The sequence below is a fragment of the Marinobacterium lutimaris genome (assembly GCF_900108065.1).
Lineage (GTDB): Bacteria > Pseudomonadota > Gammaproteobacteria > Pseudomonadales > Balneatricaceae > Marinobacterium_D > Marinobacterium_D lutimaris.
The window spans coordinates 347,643-360,661 of the sequence record NZ_FNVQ01000002.1 but is presented as its reverse complement, the minus strand read 5'-3'; the positions used below and the strand labels follow the sequence as shown (position 1 = coordinate 360,661).

Here is a 13,019-nt window from a genome sequence, read left to right as displayed (position 1 = left end):
GTAAAGCTGCTAGTGTGATTTTCCCCAGCGGACATGGATTGAATATCGAACTATGAGTGAACGCAAAGAGCCAGGGCTGGACCTGCAGGGCTTGGAGTCGGATGAGCCGGTACGTAAACCTGCGGCAGCCCCCGAGCGGCAAGCGCCAAGGCCTGCCAAGGCGGCCAAGCCTGAAAACGGTCGCGGCGGTGGTTTCCTGCTGACCCTTATCCTGCTGCTGTTGGCGGGAGGTGTTGCAGGCCTCGGTTACTGGACCCTGGAGATGAAAAAGACGCTGGATGCCCAGCAGGCAGAGCTGGAGAAAACCCGCGAGCGTCTGGCAGAAGTGTCAGAGACGTTGGCGCTGAACAGCGATAGCGCCAGTGAGGCGGGCCAGACCCTGATGGGGCGCATTGGCGAGCTGGAAGGGCAGGCTTCGGAGAAGTATGAGCATTTCGATTCCGAAATCGCCAAGCTCTGGACCGTAGCTTATCAGCGTAACAAGCCTCAGCTTGAAGAACAGCAGAAAGCTCTGGATGCCCAGGGCAAGGCGGTTGAGTCGCTGCAGCAAACTTTGGCGGACACCGAGAAAAAAGTCGCAGCTGTCGAAGGCACTCAGCAGGAGCTGGCCAGTGTGAAGAAATCCCTGGCAAGCCTTGAGAGCTCGCTCGACCAACAGAAGTCGCGTATCGAATCGGTCAGCAGCGACGCCAGTTTCGCGCTCTCGCTGGAAAAGGATGAGCGCACGGCTGCCCAGCAGTCGATGCAGGGTAAGGTGCAGAGTCTGCAGCAGAAGCTGGACAGTCAGCCGGACCTGAGTCGCAAGATCAGCAGCATCGAACAGTCTATCCAGGCGATCGACGGTTCCCGCCGTCAGTTCAACCAGAGCCTGCTGCAGCTGCGCGATCAGCTCAACCAACTGCAACGCCGAGTAGAGGGCGGTTGATTTAACTGACTTTTTTACTCGGGATTGCGTCCCGCACATTTCAGCGGCACAATAGCCGGTTTCAAAAAGAGGCACCACACACCGCGCATGGACATACGCGCCTTTTTTGCTTTGCCTATCCCTGAACGGGTAGCGCGCGCACTGGCCGATTACTCGGACGCTCTGTGCGAATACGACCGGGGGCTTGATGCCACCTGGGTGGATTCATCAAGCTACCATCTGACGCTCTGTTTTCTGGATGAGATCAGTCTCGATCAGGTGCAGCAACTGGAGCAGGAAGCGCGCAAAGTGCTCTGCGACGTGTCGCCCTTCCGCGTGCCGCTGGACACACTGGACTACTATCCGGTGAATCCGCAGCTGTCGCTGGTGGCCGCACTGACCTCTGAGCCGGCCCCGCTGGCCGATCTGCAGCAGAAGCTGGCGAAGGTGGTCGAACGCGCCGGTGTGGGATATCACGAGCGAGGCTTTCGTCCGCACGTGACCCTGGGGCGCCTGCCGGCGGATAACCGTTTTAACGTGCCGGAAACCTGGCCGGATCTTAGCGAAACGGCACCGGCCGATACCGTTGTGCTGTTCCAGAGCCGCCCCGGAGAGCGTGGTTCTGTCTACACGCCGCTTTTTGACATTCCCCTGTCCGCCGGAGCGGGCAGCCTCTAACCCAAATACGTTGTTGAAGATGCGAACTCCTGAACTTCTGTCCCCGGCGGGGACGCTTAAAAATATGCAGTACGCATTCGCCTATGGCGCGGATGCGGTTTATGCCGGTCAGCCACGTTACAGCCTGCGTGTGCGTAACAATGACTTTACGCACGACAACCTGGCCGAAGGGATTCGTATTGCCCATGACCTGGGCAAAAAGTTCTTTGTGGCCAGTAACATCCTGCCGCACAACTCCAAGCTCACCACCTACATGCGCGATATCGAGCCCGTCATCGAGATGGGTCCGGATGCGCTGATCATGTCCGACCCGGGCCTGATCATGATGGTGAAGGACAAGTACCCGGATCTGCCGATCCACCTGTCGGTTCAGGCCAACACCATGAACTGGGCGTCGGTGAAGTTCTGGCACCGCAACGGCATCGAGCGCGTGATCCTGTCCCGCGAGCTGTCGCTGGAAGAGGTTGCCGAGATCCGTGACCGCTGCCCGGAGATGGAGCTGGAAGTGTTCGTGCACGGCTCGCTCTGCATCGCCTACTCGGGCCGTTGCCTGCTGTCCGGCTACATGAACCACCGCGATCCCAACCAGGGCACCTGCACCAACGCCTGCCGCTGGAAGTACGACGCTCACGAAGCGAAGGAAGACGACTCCGGCGATGTGGTGCCGGTACAGTCGTTCGATCCGGCTGAGCAGGGCGCTGCGACCCACGAGCCGGCCCTCGGTGAAGGCAAGCCGTCCGATCAGATCTTCCTGCTGCAGGAAGAGAACCGTCCTGGCGAGTACATGCCAGCGTTCGAGGACGAGCACGGCACCTACATCATGAACTCCAAGGACCTGCGCGCCATCCAGCACGTACACAAGCTGGCGGAGATGGGTGTGGATTCCCTGAAGATCGAAGGCCGCACCAAGTCCCACTATTATGTAGCCCGTACCGCCCAGGCATACCGCCAGGCGATCGACGATGCCGTTGCCGGCAAACCGTTCGATATGGGTCTGATGGACGTACTGGAGAACATGGCGAACCGCGGTTACACCGAAGGTTTCTACCGTCGCCACGTGCATGACGAATACCAGAACTACGAAAACGGCAGCTCCATCGGCGTGCACCAGCAGTTCGTCGGTGAAGTACTGGATCACGATTCCCAGCGCGGTACGCTGGAGATCGATGTGAAAAACCGCTTTGAGATGGGCGATACCCTGGAGTTGATGACTCCGGCCGGCAACCGTCGCTTCAAGCTGTCCGAGCTCTACAACAAGAAGGGCGAGGCGGTAGATGCGGCGCCGGGTTCCGGTCACCGTGTGACGATCCCGCTGGATTTCGATACCGATATGCGCCACGCGCTGCTGATGCGCGATCTGCCCAACGCACCGCCGCGTTAATCGCTGATTAACTGCAGTGCGCTAGTCCGGTACGCCGGATGATGGCATGATCACGGGAGCCTCTTCAGGCTCCCGTTTTGTTTTTGGCGACAGGCAGTTACCGACTTGAGCAACTTACCCCCTTACCCGCTAGAGAAGTACCAGTTTAAACGCGCACTGCGGCCGTTTTCTTTTGGCGTGGCGCTCACCACCTGTCTGATTGGAATCACCGCCGCCTGGCAGCAGGGGCTGCTCATGCCGCTGAACGCACTGCTGGTATTGGTCGGTGGACTGCTGCTGCAGGCGGGTGTAAACCTGATCAATGACTATTCCGATATCGCTGAGCTCGGTGATAGCGCGCAGGAAAAAGCCAGCCTAGTCGCCATTCGGCGTAACTTCCGTTTCGGTATGCTCTGTTTTGCGCTGGCGACCCCTCTGGGGCTTTACCTGGTGTTTGATCGCTCCATGGCGCTGCTGGGGCTGTTCCTGGTGGGCCTGATCGGGGCGCTGGGATATACGCTGCGGCCACTGAACTACAAGGCCCGAGGGCTGGCGGTGCTGCTGGTGTTCTGGCTGATGGGCGTGTTCATGGTGGTTGGCAGTTACGTCGCCGTAGGTGGTTCGCTCAATGGCCTGATTCTGGCGCAGTCGGTACCGATCAGCCTGCTGGTATCGCTACTGCTGCTCAGTAATGAGCTGCGCGATTATGAGAGCGACAAGGGGCAGGGGCTGAAGACGCTGACGGTGCGTGCCGGATACGAGCGCGCGCGCGGGCTTTACCTGGCGCTGCTGGTGCTTACGCCACTGAGTACACTGCTGCTTTGGGGGATGGATATGATTCCTGCGCCCTGGCCACTGCTGGCGGCCCTGCCGTTTATGCTGATGCCGCTGCGTTATCTGAATCGGCCGCCGGAAGAGCGGCGCCCGTTGCCGCCTGCTACCGGGCGTCTGGTGATGATTTTCGGTTTACTGTTTTGCGTCACCATCGGCTAGATCTGCAGCCTGGCCTACACCGTTAGTCGCACAAGCCGCACCATCGTTGCGACATCTGGTGTATAATCCTGCGCCATCCGAGGGGTGCCAGCGAGTCTGTCAAAGCTTGAATAGCGCCCTGATCCAAACCAGAGCCACTATCGATTAATGGCCCCAGCCTGAATGGAGAGTCACGAATGAGCGTTATTCGCCAGGATGATTTCATCAGCAGCGTTGCCGATGCGTTGCAGTTCATCTCCTACTACCACCCGATCGATTTTATCCAGGGTGTGCATGAAGCCTATCTGAAGGAGGAGAACCCGGCGGCCAAGGACGCCATGGCGCAGATCCTGATCAACTCCCGCATGTGTGCCGAAGGCAAGCGCCCGATCTGCCAGGATACCGGTATCGTGACCGTCTTCCTGAAGGTCGGCATGAACGTGCAGTGGGATGCGAAGATGTCCGTGACCGATATGGTCAATGAAGGTGTGCGTCAGGCTTACATGCACCCGGACAACGTGCTGCGCGCCTCCATCCTGGCTGATCCGGCCGGCAAGCGTCAGAACACCAAGGACAACACCCCGGCGGTTATCCACTACGAGATCGTAGAGGGTGACGAGGTTGAGGTTCACGTGGCGGCCAAAGGTGGCGGCTCCGAGAACAAGTCCAAGATGGTGATGCTGAACCCGTCTGACAGTATCGTCGACTGGATCGTCAAAACCGTACCGACCATGGGCGCTGGCTGGTGCCCGCCGGGTATGCTCGGCATAGGTATCGGCGGTACCGCTGAGAAGGCTGCGGTCATGGCGAAAGAGTCCCTGATGGACCCGATCGATATCCACGAGCTGCGTGAGCGCGGCCCGCAGAACCGCGTTGAAGAGCTGCGTCTGGAGATCATGGATGCGGTCAACGCGCTGGGCATCGGTGCTCAGGGTCTGGGCGGCCTGACCACTATCCTCGATGTGAAAATCATGGATTACCCGACTCATGCAGCGTCTCTGCCGGTCTGCATGATCCCGAACTGTGCCGCGACCCGTCACACCCACTTCAAGCTCAACGGTAACGGCCCGGCCGTGCTGACGCCGCCGAGCCTGGAAGAGTGGCCGGAAGTGACCTTCGAGGTGGGCTCCAACACCCGTCGCGTCAACCTGGACGAGATCACCCCGGAAGCGGTTAAAGAGTGGAAAGTCGGCGAAACCATCCTGCTCAATGGCAAGATGCTCACCGGTCGCGACGCGGCGCACAAGCGCATGGTCGAGATGCTCAACAACGGTGAAGAGCTGCCGGTGGATCTCAAAGGTCGCTTTATCTACTACGTGGGCCCGGTTGATCCGGTCCGTGACGAAGTGGTTGGCCCTGCAGGACCTACTACCTCCACCCGTATGGACAAGTTCACCCGTCAGATCCTGGAAAGCACTGGCCTGCTGGGCATGATCGGTAAATCCGAGCGTGGTCCGGTCGCCATCGACGCGATCAAGGATAACCAGGCGGTTTACCTGATGGCTGTGGGCGGCGCCGCATACCTGGTCTCCAAGGCTATCACCGGCTCGAAGGTGCTGGCATTCCCTGAAATGGGTATGGAAGCGATCTATGAGTTCGAAGTGAAGGATATGCCGGTGACCGTCGCGGTCGATACCTCTGGCGAGTCAGTGCACACCACTGGCCCAGCCAAGTGGAAGGACATCATCGCGCACAGCGCCTGATACTCCACCTGTCGCCCATCGCTCTTTTGACGAGCCGATGGGCTGGCTGAAATGAAAAAAGCGCCTGCGATTTCGCCGGCGCTTTTTTATTGTGCACTGCGGGCCAGGATCGGGCTTTAGTAAGCGTCTTTCTGCAGGTTGATGATGGCGTCGCCATCGTTAACCGCGACCTGATTGCGGCCGCAGTGCTTGGCGCGGTAAAGCGCCTCGTCGGCGGCATGCAGGGTTTCATCCAGGCTGCCTGTCGGCAGGAGGCGGGCGCAGCCTATCGATGTAGTGACCGGGCCATGAATATCGGTCCATCCAGGGATCGGCAGAGACTCGATGTTGTTGCGGATACTCTCGGCCACTCGATCACATCCAGCGCGTCCGGTTTCCGTCAGCAGCACCGCGAACTCTTCACCGCCCAGCCGGCTGGCGATATCGACCTTGCGTACCGACTGCTTCAACACGGTTGCTGTTGCCACCAGTACCTGGTCGCCAACGGCATGGCCGGCGGTATCATTTATCTTCTTGAAATGGTCCAGGTCGATCATCAGTACCCAAAGTTCGCCCCGGGTGCGTTTGATCCTTTCCAGTTCATGTCGGCCTGCATCGAAGAATTTTCGCCGGTTAGGTAACCCGGTCAACTCGTCGGTGAGTGCCGCGGCGGCCAGTTTTGCTTCGCTGCGGCGACGGGCAAAATCCGCCTTCTCGATATAGATGGATGAGACCGAGACCATCAGGATGATGAACCAGCAGACAGCGACAACAAACATGCCGAAAAGGCTTTGCGGTTGTCCCGTGCCTGAGGTGAAGGACTTCACCAGTAAAAAGCCCATGCCTGTTGGTATGAGATAGCCGAAGATGACCTGTGCTCGAGCGACTCTGCCACCAATATGGGGGCTTAGAAGCGCCCTTAAGCCGCCATGGTCCGCCGTTAGCGAAAGTGTGGCGATAGCGAGACCAAGGCCCACGGTTGCTGTCAGCAGAGACATTTGGCCGTAGAAACCCTCCAACCCGTAGGAATAGCCGGTAAAAGAGGTAATAGGGATAGCGGCAGCGACGGAGGCCGTGATCTGGGAAAGGTTGGCTAGGCCCGCGCGGAAGAATGCCAGTGCGACGGAGCAGGTGAGCATCATCAGCGCCGAGTTGGTCCCCATACTGTTTTGCCCGCCACTTTGCAGATCCGCCTGGAGTGCTGCATGGAAAGGGGTAAGCCAGTAGGTCAGGTCGTTGCCAAGGCTGATCTCTGTCAGGCGAAGGGCCGCGATGGCTGCAACCAGAAGACTGCAGCCAAGAGAAAACCGGCTACTGTTTCTACCGTTGTGCGGAACGCGTACGCCTAAGGCGAGTAACAGAACGCAGAGTGCGGTCAGCGGGTGCGTAGCGGGTCCACCTTGCAGGGGCCTGTAGAGAGCTTCCACGTTGCCGAAATAACCGGCCAGGGCGAGAAGAGCGAACAGAAAGCAGGTCGTACCCAGGGGGCGGGATAAAGACAGGGCTGCCTCCACTAAGGTCCATTGTTTCGCTTCTGTCACAGCAGCGTTCACGCGATCAGCTCCCTGTCTGATTCAACCGGCTCATAAGCGGACCGGCTGTATAGAATAAAAAGGCTGTATGTTATACGCATAGCCTCTTAACTTCATTGGAAAGAGGGGCAGTACTTAATCCCTCTGCCATATCTTTTCATAGGGGTAAGGTAGTCAAAGAAACTGACCTGCATCAATCCAAGTGGGCAAACAGTACTGAAGTACTAAGGTGGGCCCGTTGAGCTGAGACTTATAGTCGAGTTATTCGTTAACTGGCCTCATGAGGTGTGCCATGAATAACCGTTGGATAGCTGCACTTTCTCCTTCTGCCCTGGTGGCTCTCACTGCTCTGGTTGCTTCTCCCGCGCTATACGCCGAAGGCAGCGACCAGGAAGCGATGGCCGCGGCGGGGGCTGCCGTGTTTCATCAGTGCGAAGCCTGCCACACACTGGATCCGGCAAAGAATGGCTTCGGGCCCAATCTGCACGGCGTGGTCGGGCGCGAAGCAGGCACGGTTCCGCGTTTTGCCTACTCCGATGCGCTGAAAAACTCCGGTCTGACCTGGAACGAAGAAAACCTGCGTAAGTGGGTCGCCGACAACGAGGCGCTGGTGCCGGGCACTCGTATGCGTCATGTCTCTGTGACCGACCCGGTAGAGCAGGACTACTTGATCGCATTTCTGAAATCTCTTAACTGATCGGTTCGCAGGCTTAGGGCTCTTAAGCGGAGCCCTAACCGCGATGCTCGAGCCTCCGCCGGGCTTAACGTCCCGCTCTGTGCGCCCGTTTATAGAGCAAAGTCTGGCCGGGCTAACCGATATGGCGCGATAAAGTGCCATTTAAAGGCATGATTTTTAGTTGATTATTCATCTAATATAGTTGTTGTTTCTATATTTAAGATATTGAAATAAAAGAACTCTAATCCCTTTGTTCTTGGTTTTGGCGCGACATTTGCTTTGTGAGTAAGTGCGTTTTTGCGCTGGCGCAGTGCCGCCGCAAGATTTCGCCTTTACTGAACCCCGCGGCTCCTGTCCTTAGCTCGACAGGTTTTATCCACGGGGAACGCCTTATCCGGGGATAGTTTCCGATGCTGCAGCCACATCCGCTTTCGAACCATAACCTGTTCGCCTCTCACAACCTGGAGGAAACCTGCCACCGGATCGGTGATTTTCTCTGGCCTCACCGCATGCAGGTGCTTAGTGGCGGCGATAGTGTGACGACGCGCCTGGACGGTATCCGGCTGGATAGTGTCGAGCTGTTCTGTCTGGAATACGGTGCCGAGGTGCAGCTTGAGCCTGGCGAGATCAATGACTTTTACCTGGTGCAGACGACGCTGTCGGGCACGGGGTTAGTGGTTAACGGTAACCGACGGGCGAACACTGCGGCGGGTATGACCACCGTGGTTTCACCCAGCGAGCCGACGACGACGCGGATGGATGCCAGCTGTCGGCGACTGATTTTGCGGGTACGCCGCGATCTGGTGGAAAACCGGCTGTCGCGCCTGCTCAACCGGGAGATGAAAGCGCCGCTGCTGTTTGATCTGGAGCTGTCCCACCAGAGCGAAGCGGGGGCTGCCTGGCTGCGTACGCTGGATTATCTCTGTCAGCAGTACCAGTGCCATGACGCCAGCCTGGGCAGTGATCCTATCCGGCACCAGTTTGCCGAACTATTGATCGCTCAGCTGATCAATACCCAGCCTCACAACTATTCCGATCAGCTGCGACAGAGCGCTCCGGTAGCCCTGCCTTGCCATGTACGCAGGGCAAGAGACTTCATCGATGCCAACCTGAGCGATACGCTGATGCTCGCTGATCTGGCGGATATCGTCGGCGTGTCTGCGCGTACCCTGCAGAATGGATTCCAGCGTTTTCTCGAACTTTCACCCACCGAGTATATCCGCGAGCAGCGGCTGCAACGGGCTCATCTGGAGTTGAAACGGGCCGACCCTGCCAGTGCGAAGGTCACCGATATCCTGCTGAGTGTCGGCATAGGTAACCAGGGACGCTTCGCGCAGATCTACAAACGCCGCTACGGCTGCCTGCCTTCACAGACGCTCAGCGGTGCAGAATATCCCTGATGCGCAACATCCTTGGGTAACACCCTAGGTTGTTTCCTGAAACGTACAATGGCTGCCGCTTAAGGATAGCGGGCGCAGTCAGCGTTTACTTAGGATGATTTTCAGCCCCTGCACATTAACGGGAATTAAATCATTCGTAGGAGAAACGCATGTTAGCCGCAAAAGCTGAACTCAATCAGGAAAGGGGGGTGGAGCGCAAAACGCTTTACCCCTGGTACATCGTTGCGCTCTGTACACTGGGTTATGTGTTTTCATTTCTCGATCGCCAGGTAATCACCCTGTTGATCGAGCCGATCAAGGCGGATCTGCAGATCACCGATACGCAGTTCAGCCTGGTGACCGGGCTGGCGTTTGCGCTGTTTTACGCTTTCATGGGGCTGCCGATCGCCCGCTGGGCTGATACGCGTTCACGGCCGATGCTTATCGCCTGCGGTATTTTCGTCTGGAGCCTCGCCACTGCGGTCTGCGGCCTGGCGAAATCCTTCGGCCAGCTGTTTTTTGCCCGTATGGCGGTGGGCTGCGGTGAAGCCGCGCTGTCACCGGCGGCCTATTCGATGATTACCGATGCTTTCCCCAAACACCGGGTGGGGATGGCGCTGGGTGTGTACTCTTCGGGTTCATTCCTTGGCGCGGCGCTGGCCTTCATCATTGGCGGCGCGGCGATCGAATATATCTCCAGCCTGGGTGAGGTTTCTCTGCCGATCGTCGGCGTGATGAAGCCCTGGCAGTTGACCTTCTGGATTGTCGGCCTGCCCGGTGTGCTGCTGGCGCTGCTGTTTGCGATCACTGTGAAGGATCCCGAGCGTAAGGGTGAAGTGCGCGCCAAGGGTTATACCCTGGGTGAAGTAGGCGCCTACATGAAGGCGAATTTTGGCACCTTCGCTTCCATCTATGTGGGCTTCTCGCTGCTGGCGCTGACGCTGTATGCGCTGATGTCCTGGGGCCCGGCTTACCTGCTGCGCAACTATGAGCTGAGCATGAGCCAGGTGGGTGTCTACCTCGGCGTCGTCGCGCTGGTGGCCAACGCCTCCGGCGTGCTGACCAGCGGCTGGCTGGTGGATTTCTTCACCCGCAAGGGACATGATGATGCGGCGATGCGTGCCGGTATGGTCGGTGGCCTGGGGGTGATTATTCCCGCTTTTATCTTCCCGTTTGTCGACTCACTTGTCGGAACGCTCTGTGTCTATGCACTGGCGATGTATTTTGCCAGCTTCCCGATGGCGACTTCTGCGGCGGCACTGCAGAACATTTCGCCCAACCAGATGCGCGCTCAGGTGACCGCGCTGTTCTTTGTCGGCATGAATATGCTGGGTATCACCTGCGGTTCCACGCTGGTGGCGCTGCTGACCGATTACGTGTTTGAAGACCCGGCAGCAGTGGGTCACTCCATGTCGGTGGTGGCGGCAGGTTCCGCCATGCTGGCGGCGCTCTGTCTACGTGTAGGGCTTAAGCACTGCCGTGGCACCATCGCCTCGCTGGCAGACTGATATCCATCGAAAACAATAAATAGATCAATAGATTGCAAAAAGTCCGGGGAGTGATTCCCGGGCTTTTTTGCATCTCTGCAGGAAAGCTGCGCCAGGCGAATATTGGCTACGCGATCTGCATATCGGCAGCAGCGCCAAGGTGAGACTCTGGTTGCGTCAGGCGCTGTCGCCGTTAATGCGGGCGCAACTCTTTAGCGATTGGAGAAACAGTATGGAAATTGCAGTACTCGGTGGTGGTCATGGTTGTTACGCGGCAGCGGCAGAGCTGTCGGAGAAAGGTCATCGGGTGCGTTTCTGGCGCAGGGATGCCGATGCACTGGCGCCACTGTTGGAATCCGGTTCTATAGAGGTAAAGGACTTTCGCGGTACACGCGACGTGGCGATCGCTCTGCCGACATCCTCTTTAGAAGAGGCTGTCAAAGGCGCTGAGCTGATCGTTATTCCGCTGCCATCCACCACCCACGTGGATCTGTCGAAAGAGCTGGCGCCTTTACTGAGCGATGGTCAGGTGCTGTTTTTCCCGCCGGGCACCTTCGGTAGCTACATCTTTGCCAAGGCCTTGAAAGAAGCCGGCAACCCGGCCGACGTCTCCTTTGCGGAAACCGGAACCCTGCCTTACCTGGCGCGCAAGCACGGTCCCCGTGAGGTGGTGTGCAGCGGCTACGCCACACGTCTGCCCACCGGAGTATTTCCGGCACGCAATTCGGAACATGCATTCGCCGTTATCCGCGCAGCCTACCCCTCTATCGAAGAGATCGAAGACGGCCTTAGCGGCGCGCTGATGAACGCCGGCGGCATCATCCATCCGCCGCTGATCCTGATGAATGCCGGCCCACTGGAGCACTTCGATGCCTGGGATATCCACAATGAAGGTACTCAGCCGTCGATCCGCCGCGTTACCGATGCGCTGGATGCTGAGCGTATCGCTCTGCGCGAAGCCCTGGGCTACAAGGCGCCGCATTTCCCGCTGGCCGACCACTACAGCAAGGATGGCGACGAGTGGATGTACGGCCGCTCGGCGCATGAAAAGCTGACCGACAGCGGTGACTGGCGTGAAAAGATCGATCTGCAGAGCCACCGCTACATGGTTGAAGATACCGCGCTGGGCCTCTCGCTGCTGGTCTCCATCGGTCGCTGGAGCGGCACACCCACGCCGATCGCGGCGGGCCTGCTGGCCATGGCATCTGCTATTACCGGGCGTGATCTCTACGCTGAAGGTCGCACGCTGGAAAACCTGGGTCTGAGCGAGCTGAGCCGATCTCAGATGGAGCAGCTGCTGTTTCGGGGGATCGAGTGATGAGCCAGGTGTTACCGCGCGTCGCAGCGGTCGGCGCCGGCCGCATGGGACGGGGTATCGCCCTGAACTATGCCTTTGCCGGTCTGTCGGTCTGTCTGGTTGACCTGAAACCGCGCAGCGAAGAGCAGCTGGCGCAGCTACAAGACTCTGCGCTGACGGAGATTCGCCAGGACCTGGAGTTTATGGCTGGGCTGGGCCTGTTGGAGCGCTCCAAGGTTGAGACGGTGCTGGCCCGCGTGGAATTCGCCGGTCAGCAGCAGGCAGCCGATGCCCTGGCTAAAGCGGGTCTTATCTATGAAGCGGTGCCGGAGAAGATGGAGGCCAAGCGTGAGGCTTTCGCGGAGATCTGCCGCCATGCGCCGGAAGATGCAGTGATTGCATCGACCACCTCTACGTTCCTGGTCACCGATCTGGCAGCGCTGGTTACTCATCCGGAGCGCTTCCTCAATGCTCACTGGTTAAATCCTGCTCACCTGATGCCGCTGGTGGAGGTCAGCCGTGGCGATCAGACCGCTGAAGCGACGGTAGCGTGGCTGAAGCAGAACCTGAAACAGGTCGGCAAGGTGCCGGTGGTGTGCAGCGCCTCACCTGGCTATATCGTGCCCCGGATCCAGGCGCTGGCGATGAACGAAGCCGCGCGCCTGGTAGAGGAGGGCGTCGCCAGCGCCGAGGATGTGGATACGGCGGTCCGTGTGGGCTTTGGCCCCCGCTTTGCGGTGCTGGGCTTGCTGGAGTTTATCGACTGGGGGGGCGGTGACATCCTCTACTACGCGTCGAACTACATGCGGGAAACGCTGGATGAGCGCTTCGCACCGCCGCAAGTGATCGCCAGTAACATGGAGCAGAATCGTCGTGGCATCCGCGATGGCGAAGGCTTTTATAACTACCAGAATGCGGATCTCGACAGCTATCGCCAGCGTCGCCTGAGCGATTTTGCAGGTCTCCTGGCCAGCAGGGAACTGCTGCCGAGCGAGGGGATGGCGCTGAAAGACTAAGCTCGAACCCAGAAAAGAGCTGGCGGCCCTGAGAGA

11 protein-coding genes are annotated in these 13,019 nt (G+C 58.7%); 10 read left to right on the top strand and 1 reads right to left on the bottom strand.

The window, feature by feature from the left end:
- Positions 1 to 52: 52 nt before the first annotated feature.
- The 5 genes from C4S72_RS12055 to C4S72_RS12035 all read left to right on the top strand — a co-directional run bounded on the left by C4S72_RS12055 (position 53) and on the right by C4S72_RS12035 (position 5,617).
- Positions 53 to 925, top strand: coding sequence for a hypothetical protein (locus C4S72_RS12055; protein ID WP_104003370.1), 873 nt, complete (start codon positions 53 to 55; stop codon positions 923 to 925).
- A gap of 87 nt (positions 926 to 1,012) precedes the next feature.
- Positions 1,013 to 1,582, top strand: coding sequence for an RNA 2',3'-cyclic phosphodiesterase (gene thpR, locus C4S72_RS12050; RefSeq protein ID WP_104003369.1), 570 nt, complete (start codon positions 1,013 to 1,015; stop codon positions 1,580 to 1,582).
- 19 nt (positions 1,583 to 1,601) lie between these two features.
- Positions 1,602 to 2,963, top strand: a complete 1,362-nt coding sequence (trhP, locus tag C4S72_RS12045) for a prephenate-dependent tRNA uridine(34) hydroxylase TrhP (RefSeq protein ID WP_104003368.1) — start codon at positions 1,602 to 1,604, stop codon at positions 2,961 to 2,963.
- A 105-nt stretch (positions 2,964 to 3,068) separates the two neighbouring features.
- Entirely contained in the window at positions 3,069 to 3,935 is an 867-nt protein-coding gene (locus C4S72_RS12040; RefSeq protein WP_104003367.1) for a prenyltransferase, read from the top strand.
- A 176-nt stretch (positions 3,936 to 4,111) separates the two neighbouring features.
- Entirely contained in the window at positions 4,112 to 5,617 is a 1,506-nt protein-coding gene (locus tag C4S72_RS12035; RefSeq protein ID WP_104003366.1) for a fumarate hydratase, read from the top strand.
- Positions 5,618 to 5,733: 116 nt separating this feature from the next.
- Here C4S72_RS12035 and C4S72_RS12030 read toward each other — a convergent pair whose 3' ends face one another.
- Entirely contained in the window at positions 5,734 to 7,149 is a 1,416-nt protein-coding gene (locus tag C4S72_RS12030) for a GGDEF domain-containing protein (RefSeq protein WP_104003365.1), read from the bottom strand.
- A gap of 271 nt (positions 7,150 to 7,420) precedes the next feature.
- Between C4S72_RS12030 and C4S72_RS12025 the strand changes: the two genes are divergently transcribed.
- From C4S72_RS12025 to C4S72_RS12005, 5 genes are all read left to right on the top strand, one after another.
- The gene (locus tag C4S72_RS12025; RefSeq protein WP_104003364.1) at positions 7,421 to 7,825 is read left to right on the top strand and encodes a c-type cytochrome; all 405 of its coding nucleotides are present in this window, start codon (positions 7,421 to 7,423) and stop codon (positions 7,823 to 7,825) included.
- A 389-nt stretch (positions 7,826 to 8,214) separates the two neighbouring features.
- The gene (locus tag C4S72_RS12020) at positions 8,215 to 9,204 is read left to right on the top strand and encodes an AraC family transcriptional regulator (protein WP_104003363.1); all 990 of its coding nucleotides are present in this window, start codon (positions 8,215 to 8,217) and stop codon (positions 9,202 to 9,204) included.
- A 149-nt stretch (positions 9,205 to 9,353) separates the two neighbouring features.
- A complete protein-coding gene (locus tag C4S72_RS12015; protein WP_104003362.1) occupies positions 9,354 to 10,691 on the top strand; it encodes a spinster family MFS transporter in 1,338 nt (445 codons plus the stop codon).
- Positions 10,692 to 10,902: 211 nt separating this feature from the next.
- Positions 10,903 to 11,988: an NAD/NADP-dependent octopine/nopaline dehydrogenase family protein gene (locus C4S72_RS12010; protein WP_104003361.1), complete on the top strand. Its 1,086-nt coding sequence runs from the start codon at positions 10,903 to 10,905 to the stop codon at positions 11,986 to 11,988.
- A complete protein-coding gene (locus C4S72_RS12005; RefSeq protein ID WP_104003360.1) occupies positions 11,988 to 12,983 on the top strand; it encodes a 3-hydroxybutyryl-CoA dehydrogenase in 996 nt (331 codons plus the stop codon). Before C4S72_RS12010 ends, C4S72_RS12005 begins: the two co-directional genes overlap by 1 nt.
- The last annotated feature ends 36 nt before the right edge of the window (positions 12,984 to 13,019 follow it).

Excerpts from the sequence above, each read along its gene's own strand:
- trhP (WP_104003368.1), top strand. The coding sequence starts at position 1,602 with ATGCGAACTCCTGAACTTCTGTCCCCGGCGGGGACGCTTAAAAATATG.
- C4S72_RS12010 (WP_104003361.1), top strand. The coding sequence starts at position 10,903 with ATGGAAATTGCAGTACTCGGTGGTGGTCATGGTTGTTACGCGGCAGCG.
- C4S72_RS12005 (WP_104003360.1), top strand. The coding sequence starts at position 11,988 with ATGAGCCAGGTGTTACCGCGCGTCGCAGCGGTCGGCGCCGGCCGCATG.
- C4S72_RS12035 (WP_104003366.1), top strand. The coding sequence starts at position 4,112 with ATGAGCGTTATTCGCCAGGATGATTTCATCAGCAGCGTTGCCGATGCG.
- C4S72_RS12020 (WP_104003363.1), top strand. The coding sequence starts at position 8,215 with ATGCTGCAGCCACATCCGCTTTCGAACCATAACCTGTTCGCCTCTCAC.
- thpR (WP_104003369.1), top strand. The coding sequence starts at position 1,013 with ATGGACATACGCGCCTTTTTTGCTTTGCCTATCCCTGAACGGGTAGCG.
- C4S72_RS12025 (WP_104003364.1), top strand. The coding sequence starts at position 7,421 with ATGAATAACCGTTGGATAGCTGCACTTTCTCCTTCTGCCCTGGTGGCT.
- C4S72_RS12015 (WP_104003362.1), top strand. The coding sequence starts at position 9,354 with ATGTTAGCCGCAAAAGCTGAACTCAATCAGGAAAGGGGGGTGGAGCGC.
- C4S72_RS12055 (WP_104003370.1), top strand. The coding sequence starts at position 53 with ATGAGTGAACGCAAAGAGCCAGGGCTGGACCTGCAGGGCTTGGAGTCG.